We start from the raw sequence: 24,196 nt of genomic DNA, 5'->3' as shown, positions 1-24,196 counted from the left end.
AGCATCATGCCGTTTACCGCGCCGCGATCGCCGCCAGCTGCTTGTAACACCTCCGCGCACTCGTGCTCACGGTTGAGCATTTTTCTCAAGCGCTAACGCTTTTGCCCCTGAATTTTCTTCAGACGCGTCAATAACATCTTCTTGTGACGAACGGTATGTGACATGGCCGGGATCCTGTTCTTAACTCCTGCGCAAGCATACCACGCACGGCCCTGACTGCGTATTTTTATACTAGGGGGTAGTATTAAAGTACTGGGTGGGAGTATAGTCATTTCACTTTTCACAAGGATCTTCCGCGATGAACGACTTCACCACACTCTTACAACAGGGCAATGCCTGGTTCTTTATCCCCGGTGCCATTCTGCTGGGGGCGCTGCACGGCCTGGAGCCAGGCCATTCTAAAACCATGATGGCGGCGTTTATCGTGGCGATCCGCGGCACCCTGAAGCAGGCAGTGCTGCTCGGGCTGGCGGCTACTCTGTCGCATACCGTGGTGGTCTGGGTCATTGCGATGGCCGGGATGTGGTTTGGCCGCGGCTGGGACGCCCAAACCGCAGAGCCGTGGTTCCAGTTGCTTTCCGGGATAATCATTATTGTTATCGCGCTGTGGATGCTGTGGCGTACCTGGCGTGAATCACGCGGGGCGCACGATCATGACCACGAGCATGCGCACCACCGCCACGATCATCACCACGCTCATGATCACGATCATCACCACGGTCATGAGCATCATCATGACCACGATCATCACAATCTGGTTGATGCAGACTGGCAGGATGCCCACCAGCGCGCACACGCCGAAGAGATCAACCGCCGCTTCAAAGGCCAGGAAGTCACCACCGGGCAGATTGTGTTGTTTGGTCTTACTGGCGGGCTCATCCCTTGCCCTGCATCCATTACCATTCTGCTTATCTGCCTGCAGCTTAAACACGTGGCGCTGGGCGCGACGCTGGTACTGAGTTTTAGCGTCGGGCTGGCGCTCACGCTGGTGGCCTCCGGCGCCATTGCCGCCATCGGTCTGAAGCATATGAGTAAACGCTGGAGCGGGTTCGGGGAGCTATCGAGAAAGGCGCCGTGGTTCTCCGGCGCGTTGATTATTCTGGTGGGACTTTACATGATGGGTCACGGCATCAGCGCACTGGTCTGATGCCGTGCATAGTACTCAGCGTAGCCGCCGGGCACCACGGCAGAAACATCATGCAGACAACCTCAAGCAATTTGACGCTGCATCACGCGGGGAGTCTGGAACCATGGCAAGAAGAGCTGAATAAGCGGGCCAATGGCCAGCGCATACAGTACGGTCCCGACGCCAAACGTCCCGCCCAGCAGCATGCCGATGACCAACACGGAGAGTTCAATCGTCGTGCGAATGCGGCGAATGGGCCACCCGGTGCGGGCGTGAATCCCGGTCATAAGGCCATCACGCGGCCCCGCGCCAAAGCCTGCGCCAATATACATACCGGTCGCCATACCGTTCAGCACCACCGCCAGCAGCAGCAGCACGCCGCGAACCCAGAGTGATTCCAGCGGCGGCATCAGAGACAGCGTGGCGTCTGCCGCCAGCCCCAGCACAATCACATTGCTGATGGTGCCAAGCCCCGGGCGCTGGCGCAGCGGAATCCACAGCAGCAGAACGGCAGCGCCGGTCAGAATCATCACGATGCCAATATCAAGAGACGTCAGCCCGGAAACGCCGAGGTGGAAAACGTTCCACGGATCGGCGCCAAGATTGGCGCGGACATAAACGGCGGTCGATACTCCATAGAGCATTAACCCAAAGTAGAGCTGAATCAGTCGGCGTAGCATGGGCACCTCGGCCTATCGAAAGAGGCTTCCATCATCGGTAAAAATGGCATTATGATTAATGACCAGTTTTAAAAAAGTGGACTGCACCGATGCTTCGACGTTCCGCCACCCAATCTTTAGTTCGCCTGCTGGGCCACTGGCAGGACAGCCCTTCCCCGACCCCGCTCTGGCGACAGCTTACCGACGCGCTGCGGTTGCTGATTCTGGACGGTCGGTTGCCGCTGGGCACGCGTCTACCGGGCGAGCGAGAATTTGCCAGCGCGCTGGGCGTCAGCCGCACCACCATTGCCAGCGCGCTCGGGCAACTGCGCGACGAAGGCTATGTGCAGAGTAAACAGGGCAGCGGTTCAACGGTGACGCTCAGTGCCGAAGGCTACCAGCGCGCACCGCGTATGCCGACATCGCCGACGCTGGATATGTCCACCGCCGCGCTGGCTGCGGGCGCGGAAATTCATCAGGCCTACAGTCATGCACTGGCGGCCCTACCCAGCTATCTCAACAATACCGGCTATGATCAGCATGGATTGCCCGCCCTGCGTGAGGCCATTGCCCAGCGCTACTGCGCGCGCGGGCTGCCGACACATGCCGATGAAATCATGCTGGTTAACGGTGCGGTCAGCGGGCTGGCGCTGATTCTGCGTTACCTTACGGGGCCTGGCGATCGGGTGGTGGTAGAAACACCAACCTACCCGCTGGCCATTTCCGCCATTGAAGGCGCGTCCTGTCGCCCGGTGGCCTTACCGATGCCTGACAAAGGCTGGGACACCGACGGTCTGGCTGCCATTATTGCCCAAACCGCGCCGCGGCTGGCGTATCTGATGCCCGATTTTCAAAATCCTACCGGGCAGTGCATGGACAGCGCAACGCGGCAAATCGTCGCAGACTTGTCGGCCAGGACCTGTACTACGCTCGTCGTCGACGAAACGATGGTAGATTTGTGGTACAACGCCCCGCCGCCACCGCCGCTGGCGGCGTTTAATCGCGATGCGCCGATCGTCACGGTGGGCTCAACCGGGAAAAGCTTCTGGGGTGGGCTGCGCCTGGGGTGGATCCGCGCGTCATCGCGCACCATCGCGGCCCTCATTCAGACCCGCGACACGCTCGATTTAGGCTCGCCGCTGCTGGAGCAGCTGGCCACCTGCTGGCTGCTGGAGAATGAACATCATCTGCTCCCTGAACGGCGGCGTCTGCTGACGGCACGGCGCGATATGTGCGCGGCGCTCATGCGAGAATATTTTCCGCAGTGGAAATTTGTCCTGCCGGAAGGCGGGCTATCATTCTGGGTGGAACTGCCGGAAATGATGGCAACGCGGTTTGCCGCGCGGGCAGAGGCCAGCGCGATTCATCTTGGGGTAGGAACGCGATTTGGTCTGGCAGGAAGTGGAGAGCGTAACTTACGCATTCCCTTTACGTTGGACGATGAAATCCTGCGTCGCGCTTTTTCGACATTACAGCCGATATGGGCAACGTTAGCAGGCCAGCATGGCGCAAACAAAATGCGGAAAATAATTTAACCGCGCGCAGGGGAAGACGTCCCCACTCACATAACCGGCCCGAAACTTTATATTCTTTAATGTAATAAAGCGCTGCTAAAGAATATATTAGTGCTGCGGAGGGATCGGAAAGCCTTTCAGGGAAATAACGAAAGATTCTCCCTCTTTTTTAATCTTAGCACCGGTATCGCACCAGTCTGAGGCAATACGAAAGAATTCATCGCTGCCAACATTCCAGTTGAGAAGAACATGCTTCACGTAGCCCGAACGTAACAGATCGCAGGCTTCACTATAGTTACACGCTATCGACGTTTGCTGTTTCATTTTCTCTTCTTCAGGATTTTACGTAATGCTTTGATTTCTTTAGGCGAGAATGGAGCAACATCTTCTTCCGTATGCTGGCTGTCGATGTCATCTTCACAAACGCCCGCCTCTTCTTCCGCTGCAAACCCGAGCAGCAGCAGTTTTTCCGCCGCAGCGCCTAAAGTCAGGCCATGGACCTCGGCAAAGTGGCGAAGTCTTTCTTTTACTGTTTCATCAATTTTTACGTTGAGCACTGCGACTGTCATGTGAACTCCTTCCGGTAAAGACGCGTCATCCATACACGGTTTGTGTTAACAAATTCCGTGGAACAACGCTGTCCAAAATGGTTTATGTATTATTTCTGTAATAACTAATACATGAAACCAACAGCACATTCCAGAAATATATTTATAACACAATGGGTAATATAAACACCCAATGTTAATTTAAAACCAATTTATGACACATAAATGACAGTATTATTACAAGAGGATGAATATTAATTGAATGCGGGAAGAAGAAAGCAGCGAATAACCACAATAAAAACAGGGATGAGTTTGGTCTGAACGGAGAGTTTTTTGCGGAGGCAGAATTGGGTGGGGGCCCTGCCAGCTAAGATTTTCCGAACAAAACCTATGTATTTCAATGCACTAAAAAGCGGTGAGGCAATGAATTTGTATCACCAAAAAGAGGCTCGGGCAAGCCGTTTTCTCTTGCGAAAGACACAAATCATTCATGAAATAAATGCAATGGAACGTAGTTTCATTTTGAGGATAAACCCCTTCCGGTATGTGGGTGTTATTCGTACAATGGTTTACGTATGAAGATAAATTCACAACAAGCAGAGGGACTTATGCAGCAATATACCAATGAACTTACCCCGGAAATGCTGGTCGCTTTTGACCAGTCACCATTCACAGCCTAACAGCTTGCCAAAATGGACGAAGGTTCACAGGCTCTTATCGCTGAAAGGATTGCCTATAATCTCACGCATCCGGTTACAGCAGCTTATCTGATCGCCACAGAGGGTAGCTTAACCCGAGATGGGGGAACCGTTTTCAGTGAATACAACGGACAGCAGATCGAAACCGAGTGCGGCAAACGGCTGAATGTTTCGCGTGTAGGTGATGAAGTTCGTTACCCGGATGGTACCACGGCAAAGATTAACACTGGAGTGGGAAATACTTCTGGTGACTCTGCCGCGCTTGTTGGAAGCTCACTCGACAACGGCGACGAAATAATCAGCAGTCCTCAAGGAAGTGTAAGAAGAGTAGTCCGAGCCGGGGAATCACTGCCTGAAAACTTTCTGAAATAAGGCGGTTGCTATGGCATCGGTTAACAGAGGCTGCACTGTTCACGGTCAGAACGTTGGTCTACACGGAGATAAAACCTCTACAGGCTCACAGTGTATCGCCGCCCGCCCCGGTATGTCCGTCATGGGCAAGTGGAAACTCTACATTGGCGATATAACCACACCTTGCCCAAAATGTGGAAAAGTTGGCGTTATTGTTACAGGAGATCACCGTCAAACGAACGTCGAAGCTGTCGCCGTAGACGGCTCAATCATACATTGCGACTGCCCAAGCGGATCAAATTTCCTTATCGCACCTGGAACCGTGGAGATTAATGATCCATTCGGGATGTTAGAACCAGCAGTAAATAAAACTATCGCCACAGCAACAGCGCCAAGTGTGCTACCTGTTTACGCGAAATCCTGCCTTCGTGGTGAAGGTTGCACCGATGCAGGTACAGAGCAAGAGCTACTCGATAATTTTGGTCATGCAAGCTATTACCGGGCAGCGTCTCAGAAAGAACAATCGAAACAAGAACCTGTTCAGCACGCGCAGGCGGCAAAGAAGCACAAACCCGCCGAACCAACTCCACCACCGGAAGACAACCGCCCCTGGTACAAGCGTCTATTCAGTTCCCCGGATACAACCAAAGCCGCAGCGGCTGCTGGAATGGCAACAGCAAGGGCAGCGACAACTACCGGGATAACAACCGGAGCAACAACTGAAGCCGGGTACGCAGCATTGCAGCAAATCGGCGGCACTCTTTCTACTGCTGGTCGCTGGATTGCACCCAGCCCGCCGACAGTGCTTCTCTTCGGTATGTTCTACTCACCAAAACTTAACAGCGGTGAGCAAGATTACATCGACAAGATGCGGCTTGAGCAGGCTGCACAGAACAAAGAAGATGTCCCGACGCGCGTTCGCTTTCGCTGGGAAGCCGATCAGAACGGGATGATAAGACCGAAAGGTTTTCATGTCAGCGCCAGAGGCGGGCAGGACAAAGTTCCGGTTCGAATGCTTCAGAAGAACACAACCACCGGGAACTATGAATTCTGGGAAGATGGCGCAAGCAAGCCAACTATTGTATGGATACCAGACGATCCTGGATATGTGTCGCCATCTAATACCGGGAACCGGGACAATGTATACGTCCCTCCGAGTGTACTAGTTTACCCTGAAAGTGAAATCAATAGCCCGTGGTCAACGGAAACGCCAGCGCCCGGAGAACGTCCATTCAGGGATTATATTCTGGTACACCCTGCCGGGACGTTTGATCCAATTTATATCTATCTGAATGCGGCTCATAAGTATCACGTGGCTCCACGAGGTACACCGCCATTACCTGCATTTCCTGATGCTAAAACGGCTAAGAAAAGAACTCCAGTAAAAGGTGGGGGAACATTACGTTCAAGATGGAAGGACTCTAAAGGGCGCATTTTCGAGTGGGATTCACAGCACGGTACAGTTGAAATGTATGACCGGTCAGGTCGAAACCATCTCGGGGAGTTTGATCCTGTATCAGGAGAACAAACCAAACCAGCGGATCCAACAAGAAGGGTAGAAAAATGACAATTATTTATACTGTTGATGCATTTGATCGTGTAGATGAACTACTTGTTTTTGAAGTTGAAGTACCTAAAGAAAAACTTCCTGAAGTTAGTGGCGTTATGGGATGGAGCGAAGAGGACTATAACGACTTTGTTGCCGGACTTGGAGGATGGAACCTTACCGAACAAAAAGTTAGAGCCATTGAAGGGATTTTAGGCCAAGAATTCTATCAGGAAGACCTCGACTACCAGATTTCAGGTGGCGAAGTTTGAAAATGGCGGATCTTGAACACCCGTGTCCATGCTGTGGACAATATGAATTTCCTGAAGAGGGGAGCTATGAGATTTGCCCCGTTTGCACTTGGGAAGATGATCCAGTTCAAACAGAAGAGCCTGACTATAAAGGGGGGGCTAATGTCATGAGTTTGAACGAAGCGCGTGAAGCATTCCAACAAGGCCGAAAAGTAAGTTAACTTCACCTTGAGCATGAATATTCGGATTCTATCGGCTGGGCTTTGTCCCGGCCTTTGAACAGGCCTCGTCTACCGGGGCGGGGCCAGTCCACTGCGGAACGCAGTGGAAAGGTTGTGAAGTGAGATATTTCTCCACACCGAGCAAAGCTTCACGCTTGGAACGTGTACGAAGAGAAATACGAATTTCACGACGTTTCCGAGGTGTCAGGTAGACCCTACGGTAGTACCAGATCCCGTGACGGGAAAGTATCAGATGCGACATTGATTAGCGTCCTAAGTGATACACGAAAGTTGTATCACCGCCGTTTCAATGCACGAAAACAGAGGGTTACATGATGGATATCATGCACTTAGCAGAAATGGGTGGGGGCCCTGCCAGCTACATCCCGGCACACGCGTCATCTGCCCTGGCTGCTTCCTTCCGGACCTGACCTGGTGAACAGAATAGCGTTGCGGGAGAACCAACAGGGCCCCCATTGAGAGCGTTGTTATCCAACGCGCTGGCGCATTATCACTGCTGAGGCAGCCAAATGCAAGCCATCCGCTACTGCCTGCTGGATTCTTGCGCAATCCGCCCTTCACAGGGGGCATCGAGCTGATTATGCTGAAGGTTCTGCCTTCAGGAACTTACTATGGACGATTTTGGCTCTTTCCCTCAGCGCGTATGGCAAATCGTAGCTTCCATCCCGGAAGGCTACGTTACCACTTACGGCGACATTGCCCGGCTGGCAGGTTCACCCCGTGCCGCGCGCCAGGTAGGCGGCGTATTGAAACGACTGCCAGAAGGGTCCACGCTGCCGTGGCATCGCGTGGTGAACCGGCACGGCGTCATTTCACTGACCGGCCCGGATTTACAGCGCCAGCGTCAGGCGCTGCTCTCTGAAGGGGTGCAGGTTTCAGGAAGTGGACAGATTGATATGCAGAAGTATCGCTGGAACTACTAGCAACGTAGCCCGGCCGAGCGAAGCGACGTCGGGAAGCCCCTCCAGGGTCAGCGGCCCGTGCTACAAAAAAATGCCCTCACATGGAGGGCATTTACGTTTAAGGAACCTGTACTGGAGAGGTGTCCTGAACCGGAACCGGCGTTTGCTGTACCGGCACCAACGTCAGGTCGACTTTGGTGCCGCCATGGTTGATAACCTCTTGCACGGTATCGGTAATAAAGACCAGCTTATCATTGATGGTCACCGCTGCACTCAACAGGATACGGGCATTTGGCTGGATCTCTGCCGGGTTATACGGCAGCACAAAGCTAAACGGTGCCTGTTTACCTTCGGTACGCGTCACTTTCTGCGACAGGACTTTCGATGGTGCGTCGGCCAGCGAGGCATCGGACAGGGTGACGGTCAGCACGGCATCCGGCGGCAGCGCCACTTTCTGGCGGATCCACACATTACCGGAAACGTTCGGTCCCTGAATGGCCTGAGTTGCTGCGGCTGCGCCTGGCGCAGATGTCTGATTCTGACTTTGCTGGTGCGTATTCGCACAGCCCGCCAGGGCAAGTGCAATCGCCAAACCGCTTAAGATCGGCACGAGTTTCATTAGCATTCTCCTTATTGCTCACCCACATTGAGGAAAATTTCTCAATTGAGTGACAACGCTTTAACAAACGTAACCGCTTTAGTGTGGCATATCTTTCACATGTTTGCCTGCAAACGCCCCATTATTCAGATAATTGAACCCATCGGACCACTGGCGAAACTACGTTATAATGGAGATATTCACCTGCAGCTGTGACCGTAAAATATAGAGGGTATCAATGAGCCAAGCGCTTTCTAATCTGCTGACGTTGTTAAATCTGGAAAGAATTGAAGAAGGGCTGTTCCGCGGCCAGAGTGAAGACTTGGGTCTGCGTCAGGTCTTTGGCGGCCAGGTTGTCGGCCAGGCGCTGTATGCAGCAAAAGAGACCGTCCCTACCGATCGCCTGGTGCACTCTTTCCACAGCTACTTCCTGCGTCCTGGCGACAGCCAGAAGCCTATCGTTTATGACGTTGAGGTGCTGCGCGATGGCAACAGCTTCAGCGCGCGCCGCGTGGCGGCTATCCAGAACGGTAAACCGATTTTCTATATGACCGCCTCCTTCCAGGCGCCAGAATCAGGCTACGAGCATCAGAAAACCATGCCAGTCGCCCCATCCCCGGACGGCCTGCCTTCGGAAACCGATATCGCCCGCTCGCTGGCGCACCTGCTGCCGCCGCAGGCCAAAGAGAAGTTTCTCTGCGATAAGCCGTTGGAAATTCGCCCGGTTGAGTTCCATAACCCGTTAAAAGGCCATATCGCAGAACCGCGCCGCCAGGTGTGGATGCGCGCCAACGGTACCGTACCGGATTCACTGCATATTCATCAGTATCTTCTGGGCTACGCCTCAGACTTCAACTTCCTGCCGGTCGCGCTCCAGCCACACGGCGTAGGCTTCCTTGAGCCGGGTATGCAGGTTGCCACCATTGACCACTCAATGTGGTTCCACCGTCCGTTTAATATGAACGAATGGCTGCTCTACAGCGTCGAAAGTACCTCAGCCTCCAGCGCGCGCGGCTTTGTGCGCGGCGAGTTCTACACTCAGGACGGCGTACTGGTGGCTTCGACGGTGCAGGAAGGCGTCATGCGCAACCGTAATTAATTCGGTTCATGTACAAAAAAGCCTCCCATTGGGAGGCTTTTTTGGCTTTGGAGATACCGCATCAAAGATGATATCCCCGGAGTCAGCATGTGCGCCTCGTCCGGGTTAGCGATATCAGGCGTTGTACGCATTCTCGCCGTGGCTGTTCACGTCCAGACCTTCGCGTTCCTGGTCTTCCGGTACGCGCAGACCGACGGTTAAATCCGCCACTTTGTAGCCGATGAAGGCCACTACGCCGGACCAGACGATAGTGATAGCGATGCTTTCAAGCTGTACCAGAACCTGATGGCTCATGGTCACGCCTTCCGCATAGCCCACGCCGCCAAGCGCCGTAGAAGCAAAGATACCGGTCAGGATACAGCCGATGATGCCACACACGCCGTGGACACCGAACACGTCGCATGGGTCATCCACGCGCAGCCAGCGTTTCAGGGAGGTGACGCCCCACAAACCAGCCAGACCGACCACGATACCCAGGATCAACGCACCGCCGACGCCGATATAACCGCACGCTGGGGTGATACCGACCAGGCCCGCAATCGCACCGGAACATGCGCCCAACAGAGAAGGCTTACCGCGCAGCGCCCATTCGCCAAATACCCAGCCAAGAATAGCAGCAGCGGTAGCGACAACGGTGTTCACGAAAGCCAGACCGGCAATTTCGTTTGCCGCACTGGCGGAACCGGCGTTGAAACCGAACCAGCCAAAGTAGAGGATTGCGGTACCGATAAACACCATCGGCAGGTTGTGCGGTTTAAACGCTTCTTTGCCAAAGCCCACGCGTTTGCCAATCAGGTATGCACCGACCAGACCTGCCACCGCTGCGTTAATATGCACCACCGTGCCGCCCGCAAAGTCGAGCGCACCGTGGCTCGCCAGCAGACCGCCGCCCCAAACCATGTGGGCAATCGGCACGTAGGAGAGGGTCAGCCAAATGACTACGAAAATCAGCACCGCGGAGAAGCGAATGCGCTCCGCCAGCGCGCCCACAATCAGGCCCACGGTGATACAGGCGAAGGAGCCCTGGAACGCCACGTGGATATACTGATAGAACGAGCCCATCAGATCGGTGATCTTGATATTTTTCAGCATCACCCAGTCGAAGCTGCCGAAGAAGCTGCCGCCGGTACCGAAAGCCAGTGAGTAGCCGTAAACGACCCACAGTACACAAACAACGGCGAAGGTCACCGCTACCTGCGTCAGCATAGAGAGTACGTTTTTACCGCGGATCAGGCCGCCGTAGAACAGCGCAATCCCCGGGATGGTCATAAACAGCACCAGCGCGGTACACAGCATCATAAAGGCGTTATCGGCTTTATCCACTACCGCCGGTGCCGCCATTGCCAGACCCGGCAACAGCGCCAGCGCGCTCAACCCCGTTTTTACCATTGTTTTTTTCATCATCTCGATCCCTATCACTGTGCTGGCTGGGAATTACAGCGCCGCTTCGTCGGCTTCGCCGGTACGAATACGGATTACGCGCTGCAGTTCGGCGACAAAAATCTTACCGTCGCCAATTTTTCCGGTGTAAGCGGCTTTGCTAATCACATCGACGACTTCATCAAGCTGATCGTCGGCGATAGCCACATCAATTTTCACTTTCGGCAGGAAGTTGACGCTGTACTCCGCACCGCGGTAAAGCTCTGCATGACCTTTCTGACGACCGAAGCCTTTCACTTCTGTCACCGTTAAGCCCTGAATGCCAATGGAAGACAGCGCTTCGCGAACGTCTTCAAGTTTGAATGGTTTGATTACCACGGTAACCAGCTTCATAGATCCCCTCCAGTCAGAATTCGGTAATGGCTGCGAACACGTAATAGATAAAGCAAGGGCCATGCCAGAAATGAAAACGGCGCTGCTTTATGGAGAAAATCAGGGTTTACCGTGGCGAAATCGAGGGAGCAAAAAGAAAAACGCACCATGCGAGTGCATGATGCGTGTCACAACGGCAATCTGTTAGAAAAATGCCTGACGGTGGTGCATCAGGCGGTTACCGCATCGTCCTGCGCGCTGGCAGCCAGCTCTTCTCCGGCCAACTGCAGCTGATACATCTGCCAGTATCGGCCTTTGGCTTCAAGCAGTTGCTGGTGATTGCCCTGCTCAACGGCCTGGCCACGGTGAAGCACCATAATAGTATCTGCCTCCACAATGGTCGACAGACGGTGGGCAATCACCACCAGCGTCGTGTGCTGGCGTACAGCAGCCAGCGCGTGCTGTATGGCGCGCTCGGTGCCGGAGTCAATATTGGCTGTCGCCTCATCAAGGATCAGCACCTGCGGGGTTTCCACCAGCACGCGGGCCAGCGCCAGCAGCTGCTTCTGCCCAACAGACAGATTGTTACCCTGCTCGCCCAGGTGCGTATAGATACCGTCGCTCATGCCTCGCGCCAGTTCCGCCAACTGCACCGTTTCCAGTACCTGCCAGACCTGCGCCTCACTGATGTCGCGCCCCAGCGTGACGTTCGCGAAGAAAGAGTCAGCCAGCACGACGGGATCCTGCTGCACCACGGCGATGCCCTGTCGCAGCACCTGATGACTCAGGCTCTGAAGGGAGCGACCGCCAAGGCGGATTTCGCCGGAATCAGGCGGGTAGTAGCCCATCAACAGGCTGGCAAGCGTACTCTTGCCGCTGCCGGTGTGCCCCACCAGCGCCACAAAGCTTCGTGCCGGAATCGACAGCGAAATGTTTTGCAGCACCAGCTTGTCGTCGCGATAGGCAAAGGAGACATCATCAATGTCGATATCCCCGCGCTCCAGCGGTGCAAGATCGTGCCCGTACTGCTGACGTGGGCGATCCATCAGTTCAAAGACGCGCTCACCAGCCACCACCGCCTGTTGCAGCATCGACTGCTGGGTTGTCAGTTCAATCAGCGGCTCGTTAAGGCGGCCCAGATAGCTAATAAAGGCATACAGCACCCCAACTTCAATGGTTCCCTGCGCGCTAAAGCCAAACAGCATCAACAGGCCACAGAGCACCAGCGTGGAGAACAGGCTCAGTAGTGGGCGCAGTAAGAAACCGTCCAGACGCAGCGTCTGCATACGCGCCAGATAGTGCGAGCGGCTCACTTCACCGATACGCTCGCCAAAACGTACCTGCTGGCGGAACTGCTGAATAACGCTCATGCCGTTGATGACTTCGTTGAAGCCATCGTTGATATCCGCCAGATAGGCGCGAACGCGGCGCACAATCGGCGTGCTGTAGCGCTGATAAATCACCATCACGATCATCACCGCCGGGAAGATAGCCATCGCCACCAGCGCCATGCGCCAGTCAAGGCTAAACATCGCTACCAGCATCGCGCCGATAAGCGCAGCGCTGCGCAGCACTGTCGCCACCACCGTGACGTACAGGTCGCGGATCACTTCCGTATCGTTAGTCACGCGGGAGATAAGCTGGCCGACCGGTTGGGTGTCAAACTCGCTCAGCGGCTGGCGCAGCGCGGCGTCCATCACGTCGCTACGCAACTGCTGTACCACGCCGACCGCTGCGCGGTTAAACAGCAGCGACTGGCTGTAGTGCAGCGAGGCGGCCAGCAGTTGCAGGCCAACATAGGCCGCAGCCAGCCCGGCAACCGTTCCCAATGGCAGAATATTCTTCGCCACCATATTGTCGATAAAATAACTTATCAGCAGCGGCCCGCTCACCTCGGCTGCCGCGGCAATCCATAGCATCACCACCGCAATCGATAGCGGTTTACGCCACGGCGAGCCGTAGGCCAGCAGCCGCTTCAGGGTAGGCCACAGTTGCCCGAAACTACGCATCTGTCACCTCCGATTTGTCTTCTTCCGGCACGTCATTCAGCGCGGCCTCAAGCTGTTGATAACGGTGCATATCGCGATACCAGCCCTGCTCCGCTGCCAGCTGTTCATGTCGACCGCGCTGGGCGATATGCCCATGCTGCATCACAATAATTTCACTGGCATCCGATAGCGCCGAAAGACGATGAGCGCTAATGATGACCGTGCGCCCCTCTCCCCACTGACGCAGGTTATGCAGAATCTGGTGTTCCGTGCGGCCATCGACCGCCGATAGCGCGTCGTCGAGTATCAATATTTCCGCCTCCAGCAGCAGCGCGCGCGCAATGGAGATACGCTGTTTCTGCCCTCCGGAGAGCATCACACCGCGCTCGCCCACTTCAGTATCGTAACCCTGAGGCAAACGCAGAATATCTTCATGCACGCAGGCCAGACGCGCCGCATGCTCAATCTCTTCCTGCGTAGCGCTCGGGTTGCCCAGCGCAATATTGCTGGCCACCGTGTCAGAAAAGAGGAACGGCGTCTGGCTCACCACCGCCAGGCGGCTACGCCAGGCATCGAGCTGCAATTGGCGCAGAGGAATATCATGGAAGCGGATTTCACCTTCATCCACGTCAAAATGGCGCTGGATAAGCGACAGAATGGTCGATTTTCCCGAGCCCGTCGGCCCGCAGATACCGAGCATATGGCCCGGTTTCAGGGTCACGTTGACGTCACAGAGCGTTGGCTTGTCGGTTTGCGGATAGCTAAAGCGTTCAATCGCCAGCTCCAGCGTTCCGCGCCCTTCGGGCACTGCCTGAGTGCCGTCATCCACTACCGGTGCTTCCGCCAGCAGCGTGCGAATACGGCTATAGGCGGCGCTGCCACGCTCAACGATATTGAACATCCAGGCCAGCGCGAGCATAGGCCAAATCATCAGGCCAAGGTACATCATAAAGCTGGTGAGCTCACCGAGCGTGAGTTCGCCCTGCATCACCATCCAGCTGCCGCCTGCAATTGCCAGCAGGTTTGCCATGCCGATGGCGATATAGATAGTGGGGTCAAAGCGTGCGTCGATACGCGCTACGCGCATGTTCTTCACACCGGTGTCAGCCGCATCGGCGGCAAACTGTGCGGACTGTCTGTCCTCCAGACCGAACGCTTTGATCATGCGAATGCTGGTCAGGCTTTCCTGGGTGCGATCGTTAAGGCTGGAAAACGCCGCCTGCGCCACTTTGAACCGTTCGTGCAGAAGGTTGCCATAGCGATGGATAACCAGCGCCATGATCGGCATTGGCACCAACGCCAGCAGAGTTAGTTGCCAGCTTAACTGCGTGGACATCACGATCAATACCGCACAGCCCATCACCAGTGAGTCCACCAGCGTCAGCACCCCTTCCCCGGCGGCAAACACCACCCGGTCGACATCATTGGTGGCGCGGGCCATCAGATCGCCGGTACGGTGACGCAGGTAAAACTCCGGATGCTGGCGACTAAGCTGACGATAGAAATCTTCGCGCAGTTCAACGGCAAGCTGATAGGAAGCGCCAAACAGCAGCACGCGCCAGACGTAGCGCAGCAGATAGACCACCACGGCAATCAGTACCATGGTGCCAATCCACATCATCACCTTCCCGGCGCTGAAGTGGTGTTGTGTCACGCCATCCACCACAATCCCCACCACTTTAGGTGGAATAAGCTGCAGTATGGCGATGATAATCAGCAGGGAAACCGCGCCGAGATAGCGTCGCCATTCCCGGCGGAAGTACCAACTTAATTGAGCAAATAATCGCACGCGATAAAATCCTGAACGTCGATTCTCTTCGTCCTGTGCTGCCGCCCTGGCAGCCTGAAGGGCAAAGAGAAAATCCCAGAGAAAGTGTTATTCGATGGGGAGAGCTGTGGTGTATTTAATCTGTTCCATCGCAAAGCTTGAGGTGACATCCGACAGTCCGGGGACGCGGTTCACCAGGCTTTTATAAAAATCATCGTAGCGTTTCATGTCCGCCACCTGGACGCGCATCAGGTAATCATACTCCCCGGCCATGCGCCAGAAGCCCAGGACTTCGGGCATTTGCGTCACTTCGCTCACAAAAAGGCTGTACCAATCGCTGCTGTGGTGCTGGGTCTTTATCAGCACAAATGCCGTTAACCCAAGCCCAAGCTTTTCGGCATCCAGTAGCGCGACGCGTCCAAGCAACACACCGTCGTCTTCCAGGCGTTTTAGCCGTTTCCAGCACGGTGTGGTGGTCAGATTAACGGCATCCGCGAGTGCCTGCAAAGAGAGCGTGCAGTCATTTTGTAGTAGGGCCAGGAGCTTTCGGTCAATTTTATCTAACATTTCGGTCTCCGGGAGAAAATTTTTCTATCTTAATTCTATTTTAAAGGTCAGATGGCAACAAATTTTTCTGCACTTTTCGCTAAGCTGGGCACAAAATGACAAACGGAAAAGAATGATGAATAGCAACTGGGTCAAACACGCCATCAGCGAAATTAACGCCGACTACCAACGCAGCGCCGACACGCATTTAATCCGCCTGGCGCTGCCCGCCTTTCCCGGCATTCAGCTCTATTTGAAAGATGAAAGCACGCATCCGACCGGCAGCCTCAAGCACCGTCTGGCGCGCTCGCTGTTCCTTTACGGCCTGTGCAACGGCTGGATCAAAGAAGGCACCACCATTATTGAGTCGTCGTCCGGCTCAACGGCGGTTTCCGAAGCCTACTTCGCGCGCCTGCTTGGCCTGCCGTTTATTGCGGTAATGCCGTCCTGCACGGCGAAACGCAAGGTTGAGCAGATTGAGTTTTACGGCGGCCGCTGCCACTTTGTGGAGAGCGCGTGTGAAATTTACGCCGCTTCCGAGACGCTGGCCCGCGAGCTGAACGGTCATTATATGGATCAGTTCACCTACGCTGAGCGCGCCACCGACTGGCGCGGCAACAACAATATTGCCGACAGTATTTTCCGTCAGATGTCCCACGAGCCCAATCCGGTACCGGCGTGGGTGGTAATGAGCGCGGGCACCGGCGGCACGTCTGCCACCATTGGCCGCTACATTCGCTGTCAGGGCTATGAAACACAGCTGATGGTCGTGGACCCGGAAAACTCGGTGTTTATGGACTACTGGCAGCACCGCGACGTGAATCTTCGCGGTAGCGTCGGCAGCAAAATTGAAGGTATTGGTCGCCCGCGCGTCGAGCCGTCGTTTATCCCTGACGTGGTCGACAGCATGCTGCGCGTACAGGATGCCGCGAGCGTTGCCACCGCACAGTGGCTGGAGACGCAGCTTGGCCGTAAGGTTGGCGCTTCTACCGGGACGAATATGTGGGGCGCGCTGCAATTAGCCGCACAGATGCGCGACGAAGGAAAAACCGGCTCCATCGTGACGCTGCTGTGCGACAGCGGTGAACGCTACCTGGATACCTACTACAACGCTGAGTGGGTGGCGAATAACATCGGCGACACTGCGCCGTGGCAGCAGGCTATCAACACCCTGCTCGGGAAATAAAAAAAGCCAGGCATCAAATGAGCCTGGCTTGCTGGAAGGTCTCTCTATTCGGGGGAATAAGGAAGATTAGGTGTATCCAGCCAATGAGCTAAATAGTGGGAAACCGCCTGATTTTTGCAGTTTCCAATAATCGGCAGATGGGGAAGCGCCGCTTTGAGCTGCCCCATCGCATTACCCATGATCACGCCACGCCCGACGAGCCCCAGCATTTCACAGTCATTCATTGCATCGCCAAAAGCCATGCACTCGTCCATGCCCACGCCCAGATGGCGGCTCAGCACGGACAGCGCCGCGCCTTTGTTACTGCCAAGCGGCAGGACCTCCAGACAGTCAACGGCGGAGAAGCAGATATCGGCCCGCTTATCGAACGCTTCGACGAGCTGAATTCGCAGGCGACAAAGATCGTCGTGATCCCCACAGAAACAGATCTTCGTCACCTGATGCGCCGGCATCATACGAAGATCACGAAGCTGATAGCGGAATCCGCTATAAACATGCGCTTTTAACATTTCCGGTATTTCCTGCCCGGTAAACCAGCCGCCGTCGTTAAAGACATGGACGCTGGCCTGCGTATCCCAACGCGTGTGCAGCACCTCTTCCGCTACGTCCGGAGAGAGATCGCTACGGTGCAGCACTTCCCCCTGCTGGGTATGAATACGCGTACCGTTGCCGGTAATCAGGAAGGCATTCAGCGACAGCTTCTCCACCAGCGGGCGCATTTCCAGCACGTGGCGACCGGTGGCAAAGGTCAGCGTGATGTTCCGCTCGCGCAGGCGCTTTAGCACCGCCACGGTTCTCTCGCCTAAACGATGGTCTGGCATCAAAAGGGTGCCATCCATATCAAATGCTGCCAGTCTTGCCATCTTTTATCCCGCCTGTGATCGCTCTCTCTTGCCACTTAGTATCTGCTGGGATATACGGAAGTAATACTGAATAGTTGATATTTATTGTTCCGGGTTTCTATGCGCCAGTTAAATCGTTTAAATCAGTTCCAGCGTCTGTGGCTGCCGTCACAGGGAGAAGATCAACAAGTCACCATCGCCGAGCTGGCTGCTCGCTGTTTTTGCAGCGAGCGCCACGTACGCACCTTGCTACGTCAGGCACAAGAGGCAGGCTGGCTGAGCTGGCAGGCGCAGTCCGGGCGCGGCAAGCGCGGGCTGTTACAGTTCCATACCGCGCCGGAAACGCTACGTAATGAAATGATGGAAACGGCGCTGAACCGCGGTGAACAGCACAACGCGCTGGAGCTGGCGCAGATTGCCCCGGTTGAGCTACGGGCGCTGCTGCATCCGTTTCTCGGCGGCCAGTGGCAAAACAATACGCCGACGCTGCGTATTCCCTATTACCGACCGCTTGAGCCGCTGCACCCCGGCTTTCTGGCCGGGCGCGCGGAGCAGCACCTTGCCGGGCAGATCTACTCCGGGCTGACCCGCTTCAACCACGAGGCCTCACAGCCGCAGGGCGACCTTGCGCATCACTGGTCCGTGTCTGACAACGGACTATGCTGGCAGTTCTATATTCGCTCGACCCTGCATTGGCACAACGGCGATGCCGTTGAGACCGAGCAGCTTCGCCGACGATTATTGATGCTGTTGGAATTGCCTGAACTGGCGAAGCTCTTTTCCAGCGTGAAAGCGATTACGCAAACGCCCCCACAGTGCCTGACTTTCACGCTCCATCACCCGGACTATTGGCTACCGCATCGACTGGCGAGCTACTGTAGCGTGCTGGCGCACCCGGATAAACCGTCACAGGGAACCGGCCCGTTTATGCTGAAAATTTTTGAGCCGGAGCTGGTACGCATTGAGAGCCACCATCAATACCACCATAGCCACCCATTGCTACAAGCCATTGAATACTGGATCACACCGCAGCTTTTCGAGCAAGGACTCGGCACCAGCTGTCAGCATCCGGTGCAAATCGCTATCGGAAAACCGGAAGAACTTGGCGAACTTCGCCTGGTGAGCCACAGCATCAGCCTTGGATTCTGCTATCTGGCGCTGCGCCAGAGTCCACGACTGAGCGCCGCCCAGGCGCAGCGGGTGATTGCGCTAATTCACCGCTCTGGCCTGCTGCAAAGCCTGCCGCTGGGAGAAAATCTGATTACCCCAAGCGAAGAGATGCTGCCTGGCTGGGATATTCCCCTGCCGAAAGAAGCCCCCGACGTTGCTCTGCCAGCCCATCTGACGCTTATCTATCATCTACCGGTGGAACTGCACACCATGGCCGAAGAGCTCAAAACCGCGCTGGCTCGTCTTGGCTGCGAGCTCACGGTGATTTTTTATGATGCTAAAAGCTGGACCGGCTGCCCGGACCTGCCGCAGGCAGATTTGTTTATGGGCGACCGCCTGATTGGCGAGATGCCGGAATACGCGTTGGAGCAGTGGCTTCGCTGCGATGCGCTGTGGCCCGCGCTGTTTACCGAGTCACAGTCCCATCGCGTTCACCAGGCGCTGGATGAAGCACAATCGCTGCCGGATGATACTCAGCGTATCGCCGCGCTGAAGACGATTTTTACCCGACTGATGAGTGAAGCCATGCTGACGCCGCTGTTTAACTATCAGTATCAGGTCAGCGCACCGCCGGGGGTTAACGGCATTCGCCTTAACGCGCGCGGCTGGTTTGACTTTTCCGCCGCCTGGCTGCCGCCGACCACACGGTGAAGAAGCTGGTCGCCACGCCCCGCAGGCGTTACCATAGCGGCTTTTAGAGTCACAGACAGGAAAAGCCATGAAACGTGCCGTTGTCGTCTTTAGCGGTGGACAAGATTCCACAACATGCCTGGTGCAGGCGCTGCATCAATATGATGAAGTTCACTGCGTCACGTTTGATTATGGCCAGCGCCATCGCGCTGAAATTGACGTTGCCCGTGAACTGGCGCTGACGCTGGGCGCTCGCGCGCATAAAGTGCTGGACGTCACCCTGCTCAATGAACTGGCGGTCAGCAGCCTGACTCGCGACAGTATTCCCGTGCCGGACTACGAACCGGATGCCGACGGCATTCCAAATACCTTTGTACCGGGACGCAATATTCTGTTCCTGACGCTGGCAGCTATTTATGCCTATCAGGTGAAGGCGGAAGCCGTCATCACCGGCGTATGCGAGACCGACTTCTCCGGTTATCCGGACTGTCGCGATGAGTTCGTGAAGGCGCTGAACCATGCGGTCAGCCTGGGCATGGCGAAAGATATTCGCTTTGAAACGCCACTGATGTGGCTCGATAAAGCCCAGACCTGGGCGCTGGCGGACTACTGGGACAAACTTGAACTGGTACGCACCGAAACGCTCACCTGCTACAACGGCATCAAAGGCAATGGTTGCGGCCACTGCGCGGCCTGTAATCTGCGCGCCAACGGGCTGAATCATTATCTGGCAGATAAGCCAGGGGTGATGGCAGCGATGAAGCAGAAGACCGGGCTGAAATAGGTCTGGCATTATTCCCGGGGTCGCTTGCGCTCGCCCGGGCTACCGTCCCGGGCCAGGCGTTTATGCCGCCCCGGGACAAGCACATTACTCAACCATCGCTTCCAGATGCTCCCGCAACTCCCCTTCCAGCGCCAGCGCCTTCTGCGTTTTCAGGTCAATACAGACAAAGGTAATCAGCGCGTCGGCAACTACCTGCCCTTCAGGCTCCAGCGTTACCACCTGACTTAACACACCGCTTTTGCCGTTCAGTTGTTGCACCTTGCTGGTTACCGTCAGCAGATCGCCCAGTACCGCCGGGCGACGGTAGTTAATATTGATGTTCACCACCACAAAGGCAATATGGTGCGCGCTCATCCACTGAAACCCCGCGCTGCTCTCCAGCCCATCCCAGCGGGCCTCTTCGAGAAACTCCAGATAACGGGCGTTGTTAACGTGCTGATATACGTCCAGGTGATAACCGCGAACTTTGATTTGTGTCTGCATAGCGCCATAGCCTTATTATTTTGTTTTATACATAGAGTCAGAGGTCACACCACTGGTATGACCTCTTTAGTCTGGCAAATTTTCAGGCGAGTGCAAACACCTTGTGCAAATTAAAGCGTGAGGTGGGCCAGATTACGCTCAACGAGCGAGCTGCCCATACCCGGAACCTGCTTGAGATCGTCCACCGTTTTGAACGGGCCGTACTCTTCACGGTAGCTGACGATAGCCTGCGCTTTTTTCAAACCCACGCCGTTCATCGCCTGTGCCAGCGCTTCGGCCGAAGCCGTATTGATGCTAACCCTGGTGCCTCCATCATCCACCGTTTTACCGGCAGGCACGGCTTTCGTCTGCTCTGCGGTATCTGCGTTGGCTTTCACCTGCGTTGCCTGCGTTTTTGCAGCCGCGGGTTGTGCCGCCTGAACGCTAAAGCTCATTCCCACACACGCCAATACTGCCGCCATAACAGACATTTTGATTCCACGTTTCATGTTGATTTCTCCTTATTGATTGATAGCGAAAGCACCATAACGGTTAGCGCGCAACGGTTCAAAAGGCAGATTTCAAATGTGGAAAAGGCCGCGAAAGCGGCCTTTGATTTGTTCATCGCATTACAAAATTATGCGAAGCGAATTCCGATTATTGCTGCTGGTCGATGATATCGCCGAGCTTAATCTTCGCGGATTTACGCAGGTTGTTCATCATCGCTTCGAAGGCGATTTGCGCGTTGTTCTGGGTAATGCCCTGAACCATCGCTTTCTTCTGCGCTTCCGGCATTTCGCCCGCTTTCACTTCGTCCAGCGCCAACAGAACCACGTTGCCCTGCATATCGTTACCGATACCGTAGCTTGGTTTGTCTTTCTGCGGCAGCGGCAGCGCGAAGGCAGCCTGGCTCAGTGGATCCTGACCGGCACGGCTCAGGGTTTTGCTGGCGCTAAAGGTCAGACCCGCCGCTTTCATCGCATCGTCGCCCTTACCGTCTTTCAGCGCCACCAGCAGTTTTTCAGCATCCAGTTTGGCCTGCTGTTCTGCTTTGTTGTGCTTAACGATGTCGGTCACCTGTGCTTTCACTTCGGCCAGCGGTTTCACCGCTTCAGCTTTGTGCTCGCTCACGCGAATAACGAAGGCGCGGTCACCGTCAACGGTGATGATATCTGAGTTGCTGCCCGGCATGCCGTTCTCACCAACCAGACCACCGTTAAAGATTGCGTCGGACACCGGCTTGAAGTTCAGCTCTGCTGGCAGGCTGTTACGGTCAAACCAACCGGTCTCAACCGCTTTCACGCCAGCCGCCTGCTCTGCACCCGCCAGAGAGTCGTTGTCGTTGCTCGCCGCATCGCTCACCTTCTGCTGCAGGGCGTAGTAAGCGTCGAGAGATTTTTCCTGTTTAACTTTGTCAGCAATTTGGCTACGTACATCCGCCAGCGGTTTCACCACCGGAGCCTGAACGTCATCCAGACGCGCGACCAGGAAGCCCACGGAAGATTTGATAACGCCTGACAGCTGGCCTTTCTCTTTCAGACCGGCATTTTTCAGTTCGTCAGGTGTGGTAGACGCTTCCAGCCAGCCCATATCACCGCCGTTACGCGCGGAGATAATGTCGGCAGATTTCTCTTTCGCCAGCGTGGCAAAATCAGCGCCTTTGTTCAGTGCATCCAGAACCGCTTTCGCATCGGCTTCAGTTTTGGTCTGAATCACGCTGTAGCGATCACGCTGCGGCTGAGTGAACTGATCCTGATGCTGATCGTAGTAGGACTGGATTTCGTCGTCAGAGACGGGTTCGCTCATGGAAGTTGCGTCCAGCTTGATATAGCTCACGCGAAACTGTTCCGGCGCGACAAACTGGTTTTTGTTCTGCTCGTAGTAGCTTGCAACTTCCTGGTCAGAAACCTGCTGCTTCGCCGCCAGCGCGCTCACGTCGATAGTGGCTTCGCGAACCAGACGCTGCTGAGCAACCAGTTCGGCCAGTTGATCGGTTTCACCTGGCAGCATGAAGTCAGTACCCGCGACGGCGTTAATCAGCTGCTGAGTGGTCAGCTGGTTACGCAGTGCTTGCGCGTATTGATCGGCCGTCATCCCCATCTGATTCACCAGCGCGTTGTAGCGGGTGTTATCAAATTTGCCGTCGGTCTGGAACGCAGGAGTCGCGAAAATCGCTTTACGCACCTGCTCATCGCTGATGCCAAGGCCTAATGTCTTCGAATACTGGTCGAGCAGCGATTCGTCAATCAGGCGGTTCAGCACCTGCTGGCGCATAGATTTGATGTAGTTTTCGTTGGCTGCCAGCTCTGAGTACTGGTCGCCAAGCTGCTGCTGCATGCGGTTACGCTCGCTAGCAACGGCATTTTCAAACTGGGCGCGGCCAATTTCCTGGCCATTCACTTTCGCGGCAAAATTATTGTTACCGCCGATCAGGTAACCACTCACGCCGGTCAAAATGAACGACACGATAATGAGACCGAAAATGACTTTGATCACGACGCTGTTGGCTGCCGTGCGTAAATTGTCCATCATGGTGTAACAACACTCCGCTGTAGGTGACAAATACCTCGTGCAGCATAGCACGTGTGGCCGCTATTTTGACAAGAAACCGGGGGGCTTGTCAGCATGACACCGAATATAAACGCTTAAAAGTACACAATAAGCCATAAAAAAAGGCACATCAGATGATGCGCCCTTGTACTGTGCCACATTCCCTACGAGGGAAAGCGATCAGTTTACCGCGTCTTTCAGTGCTTTACCTGCACGGAACGCTGGTACTTTAGCAGCGGCGATAGTGATCTCTTTACCAGTTTGAGGGTTACGGCCAGTACGGGCAGCACGCTCTTTAACAGCAAAGGTACCAAAACCTACCAGTGCAACATCATCCCCGGCTTGCAGAGATTCAGTAACAGAAGCAATTAAAGCATCTAACGCACGTCCAGCTGCAGCTTTGGAGATATCCGCGCCAGCAGCAATTTTGTCAATCAGTTGAGATTTATTCACTGTTCTCTTCCTCTCTTTATTATTTATATCGCACCGGAGTCCTTCGCGGTGCAATCGCGGAGCAGTTATATCAGGACTCCCATGCCCTTACAACACCCGTCGTCTTAGACACACCTGCCAGCCGTCTAAATTAGCGAGACAAAAAAGGCTGGCAAGTCAGTTTACGCTTGCCAGCCTTATTTTTATTAACGCTCTTTGCGCGAGGTCACTATTTTGCGCTTACAACCTGCATGCCAGACGGCTCATTTTGCAGCGCCAGCGCCAGAACTTCCTCAATGCGCTTAACCGGATGAATCTCCAGATCGGCCAGAACGTTGTCCGGAATCTCTTCCAGATCGCGTTTGTTCTCATCAGGAATCAGAACAGTCTTAATACCGCCACGGTGTGCCGCGAGCAGTTTTTCCTTCAGACCGCCGATTGGCAGCACCAGGCCACGCAGGGTAATTTCCCCTGTCATCGCCACGTCTGCACGCACCGGGTTACCGGTCAGACAGGAAACCAGCGCAGTACACATCGCGATACCCGCACTTG

Annotated in this window: 26 protein-coding genes, 1 other RNA gene and 1 pseudogene; 11 read left to right on the top strand and 17 right to left on the bottom strand. The window is 55.1% G+C overall.

Annotated elements, in window-relative coordinates:
• A pseudogene (locus GKAS_RS24025) lies at nucleotides 1-164 on the bottom strand (metal-sensing transcriptional repressor); the annotation flags it as partial.
• A gap of 134 nt (nucleotides 165-298) precedes the next feature.
• On the opposite strand from GKAS_RS24025, the gene GKAS_RS14850 reads away from it, so the two are divergent.
• Nucleotides 299-1,147 carry a nickel/cobalt efflux protein RcnA gene (locus tag GKAS_RS14850; RefSeq protein WP_035895191.1) on the top strand — a complete coding sequence of 283 codons (849 nt, stop codon included), beginning with the start codon at nucleotides 299-301 and terminating at the stop codon, nucleotides 1,145-1,147.
• Between the two features lie 62 nt (nucleotides 1,148-1,209).
• Here GKAS_RS14850 and yczE read toward each other — a convergent pair whose 3' ends face one another.
• Complete coding sequence (gene yczE / locus GKAS_RS14845; RefSeq protein ID WP_035895190.1) at nucleotides 1,210-1,806, bottom strand: membrane protein YczE; 597 nt, start codon at nucleotides 1,804-1,806, stop codon at nucleotides 1,210-1,212.
• Nucleotides 1,807-1,895: 89 nt separating this feature from the next.
• Between yczE and yczR the strand changes: the two genes are divergently transcribed.
• On the top strand, nucleotides 1,896-3,320 hold the full coding sequence (gene yczR / locus GKAS_RS14840; RefSeq protein ID WP_035895188.1) for a MocR-like transcription factor YczR: 1,425 nt from the start codon (nucleotides 1,896-1,898) through the stop codon (nucleotides 3,318-3,320).
• An 87-nt stretch (nucleotides 3,321-3,407) separates the two neighbouring features.
• Here the strand turns inward: yczR and GKAS_RS14835 are convergent, their stop codons facing one another.
• Nucleotides 3,408-3,623 carry a hypothetical protein gene (locus GKAS_RS14835; protein ID WP_035895186.1) on the bottom strand — a complete coding sequence of 72 codons (216 nt, stop codon included), beginning with the start codon at nucleotides 3,621-3,623 and terminating at the stop codon, nucleotides 3,408-3,410.
• A complete protein-coding gene (locus GKAS_RS14830) occupies nucleotides 3,620-3,868 on the bottom strand; it encodes a hypothetical protein (protein ID WP_035895184.1) in 249 nt (82 codons plus the stop codon). Before GKAS_RS14830 ends, GKAS_RS14835 begins: the two co-directional genes overlap by 4 nt.
• Nucleotides 3,869-4,539: 671 nt before the next feature.
• On the opposite strand from GKAS_RS14830, the gene GKAS_RS24880 reads away from it, so the two are divergent.
• From GKAS_RS24880 to GKAS_RS24015, 4 genes are read left to right on the top strand one after another with little or no spacing between them, the layout of a single operon-like run.
• Nucleotides 4,540-4,917, top strand: coding sequence for a hypothetical protein (locus GKAS_RS24880; protein WP_147281544.1), 378 nt, complete (start codon nucleotides 4,540-4,542; stop codon nucleotides 4,915-4,917).
• Between the two features lie 10 nt (nucleotides 4,918-4,927).
• Entirely contained in the window at nucleotides 4,928-6,463 is a 1,536-nt protein-coding gene (locus tag GKAS_RS14820; RefSeq protein ID WP_035895180.1) for a colicin E3/pyocin S6 family cytotoxin, read from the top strand.
• Entirely contained in the window at nucleotides 6,460-6,714 is a 255-nt protein-coding gene (locus tag GKAS_RS14815) for a pyocin S6 family toxin immunity protein (RefSeq protein WP_035895179.1), read from the top strand. The genes GKAS_RS14820 and GKAS_RS14815 overlap by 4 nt, the downstream gene beginning before the upstream one ends.
• Nucleotides 6,715-6,716: 2 nt before the next feature.
• Nucleotides 6,717-6,914 (top strand): CPCC family cysteine-rich protein, encoded by a 198-nt coding sequence (locus GKAS_RS24015; RefSeq protein ID WP_072011413.1) that lies wholly within the window; start codon nucleotides 6,717-6,719, stop codon nucleotides 6,912-6,914.
• A 370-nt stretch (nucleotides 6,915-7,284) separates the two neighbouring features.
• On the opposite strand, the gene ffs is transcribed toward GKAS_RS24015, so the two are convergent.
• Nucleotides 7,285-7,381, bottom strand: an RNA gene (gene ffs / locus GKAS_RS24005) — signal recognition particle sRNA small type.
• A gap of 165 nt (nucleotides 7,382-7,546) precedes the next feature.
• Between ffs and GKAS_RS14810 the strand changes: the two genes are divergently transcribed.
• The gene (locus tag GKAS_RS14810; protein ID WP_035895177.1) at nucleotides 7,547-7,858 is read left to right on the top strand and encodes an MGMT family protein; all 312 of its coding nucleotides are present in this window, start codon (nucleotides 7,547-7,549) and stop codon (nucleotides 7,856-7,858) included.
• 97 nt (nucleotides 7,859-7,955) lie between these two features.
• On the opposite strand, the gene GKAS_RS14805 is transcribed toward GKAS_RS14810, so the two are convergent.
• Complete coding sequence (locus GKAS_RS14805; RefSeq protein WP_035895175.1) at nucleotides 7,956-8,456, bottom strand: YbaY family lipoprotein; 501 nt, start codon at nucleotides 8,454-8,456, stop codon at nucleotides 7,956-7,958.
• A 217-nt stretch (nucleotides 8,457-8,673) separates the two neighbouring features.
• Here GKAS_RS14805 and tesB point away from each other — a divergent pair, with 217 nt between their 5' ends.
• A complete protein-coding gene (gene tesB / locus GKAS_RS14800) occupies nucleotides 8,674-9,534 on the top strand; it encodes an acyl-CoA thioesterase II (RefSeq protein WP_035895174.1) in 861 nt (286 codons plus the stop codon).
• Between the two features lie 114 nt (nucleotides 9,535-9,648).
• Here tesB and amtB read toward each other — a convergent pair whose 3' ends face one another.
• The 5 genes from amtB to GKAS_RS14775 all read right to left on the bottom strand — a co-directional run bounded on the left by amtB (nucleotide 9,649) and on the right by GKAS_RS14775 (nucleotide 15,609).
• Entirely contained in the window at nucleotides 9,649-10,935 is a 1,287-nt protein-coding gene (gene amtB / locus GKAS_RS14795; protein WP_035895173.1) for an ammonium transporter AmtB, read from the bottom strand.
• A gap of 33 nt (nucleotides 10,936-10,968) precedes the next feature.
• Nucleotides 10,969-11,307, bottom strand: coding sequence for a P-II family nitrogen regulator (gene glnK, locus GKAS_RS14790; RefSeq protein ID WP_004858743.1), 339 nt, complete (start codon nucleotides 11,305-11,307; stop codon nucleotides 10,969-10,971).
• 209 nt (nucleotides 11,308-11,516) lie between these two features.
• A complete protein-coding gene (locus GKAS_RS14785; protein ID WP_035895172.1) occupies nucleotides 11,517-13,295 on the bottom strand; it encodes a SmdB family multidrug efflux ABC transporter permease/ATP-binding protein in 1,779 nt (592 codons plus the stop codon).
• Nucleotides 13,288-15,063: a SmdA family multidrug ABC transporter permease/ATP-binding protein gene (locus tag GKAS_RS14780; protein WP_035895170.1), complete on the bottom strand. Its 1,776-nt coding sequence runs from the start codon at nucleotides 15,061-15,063 to the stop codon at nucleotides 13,288-13,290. Before GKAS_RS14780 ends, GKAS_RS14785 begins: the two co-directional genes overlap by 8 nt.
• Nucleotides 15,064-15,150: 87 nt before the next feature.
• Nucleotides 15,151-15,609: an Lrp/AsnC family transcriptional regulator gene (locus GKAS_RS14775; RefSeq protein ID WP_035895169.1), complete on the bottom strand. Its 459-nt coding sequence runs from the start codon at nucleotides 15,607-15,609 to the stop codon at nucleotides 15,151-15,153.
• 112 nt (nucleotides 15,610-15,721) lie between these two features.
• On the opposite strand from GKAS_RS14775, the gene GKAS_RS14770 reads away from it, so the two are divergent.
• Nucleotides 15,722-16,774 (top strand): PLP-dependent cysteine synthase family protein, encoded by a 1,053-nt coding sequence (locus GKAS_RS14770; RefSeq protein WP_220182509.1) that lies wholly within the window; start codon nucleotides 15,722-15,724, stop codon nucleotides 16,772-16,774.
• A gap of 44 nt (nucleotides 16,775-16,818) precedes the next feature.
• On the opposite strand, the gene cof is transcribed toward GKAS_RS14770, so the two are convergent.
• Nucleotides 16,819-17,637 carry an HMP-PP phosphatase gene (cof, locus tag GKAS_RS14765; protein WP_035895167.1) on the bottom strand — a complete coding sequence of 273 codons (819 nt, stop codon included), beginning with the start codon at nucleotides 17,635-17,637 and terminating at the stop codon, nucleotides 16,819-16,821.
• Nucleotides 17,638-17,736: 99 nt separating this feature from the next.
• On the opposite strand from cof, the gene GKAS_RS14760 reads away from it, so the two are divergent.
• Both GKAS_RS14760 and queC read left to right on the top strand, forming a co-directional pair.
• The gene (locus tag GKAS_RS14760; RefSeq protein ID WP_035895166.1) at nucleotides 17,737-19,437 is read left to right on the top strand and encodes an SgrR family transcriptional regulator; all 1,701 of its coding nucleotides are present in this window, start codon (nucleotides 17,737-17,739) and stop codon (nucleotides 19,435-19,437) included.
• Between the two features lie 67 nt (nucleotides 19,438-19,504).
• The gene (gene queC / locus GKAS_RS14755; protein WP_035895165.1) at nucleotides 19,505-20,200 is read left to right on the top strand and encodes a 7-cyano-7-deazaguanine synthase QueC; all 696 of its coding nucleotides are present in this window, start codon (nucleotides 19,505-19,507) and stop codon (nucleotides 20,198-20,200) included.
• A gap of 84 nt (nucleotides 20,201-20,284) precedes the next feature.
• Here the strand turns inward: queC and GKAS_RS14750 are convergent, their stop codons facing one another.
• The 5 genes from GKAS_RS14750 to GKAS_RS14730 form a co-directional block, all read right to left on the bottom strand.
• A complete protein-coding gene (locus GKAS_RS14750; RefSeq protein WP_035895164.1) occupies nucleotides 20,285-20,683 on the bottom strand; it encodes a YbgC/FadM family acyl-CoA thioesterase in 399 nt (132 codons plus the stop codon).
• Nucleotides 20,684-20,793: 110 nt separating this feature from the next.
• Entirely contained in the window at nucleotides 20,794-21,171 is a 378-nt protein-coding gene (locus tag GKAS_RS14745) for a helix-hairpin-helix domain-containing protein (protein ID WP_035895163.1), read from the bottom strand.
• A 148-nt stretch (nucleotides 21,172-21,319) separates the two neighbouring features.
• A complete protein-coding gene (gene ppiD, locus GKAS_RS14740) occupies nucleotides 21,320-23,194 on the bottom strand; it encodes a peptidylprolyl isomerase (protein WP_035895162.1) in 1,875 nt (624 codons plus the stop codon).
• A 198-nt stretch (nucleotides 23,195-23,392) separates the two neighbouring features.
• Nucleotides 23,393-23,665, bottom strand: a complete 273-nt coding sequence (gene hupB, locus GKAS_RS14735) for a nucleoid-associated protein HU-beta (RefSeq protein ID WP_035895161.1) — start codon at nucleotides 23,663-23,665, stop codon at nucleotides 23,393-23,395.
• 208 nt (nucleotides 23,666-23,873) lie between these two features.
• A partial coding sequence (locus GKAS_RS14730; protein WP_035895160.1) for a S16 family serine protease occupies nucleotides 23,874-24,196 on the bottom strand: 323 nt, incomplete at its 5' end.

It is taken from the genome of Kluyvera ascorbata ATCC 33433 (assembly GCF_000735365.1).
GTDB classification, from domain to species: Bacteria; Pseudomonadota; Gammaproteobacteria; order Enterobacterales; family Enterobacteriaceae; genus Kluyvera; species Kluyvera ascorbata.
The sequence above is the reverse complement of the archived record's forward strand: the minus strand, read 5'-3'. Positions and strand labels throughout refer to the sequence as shown.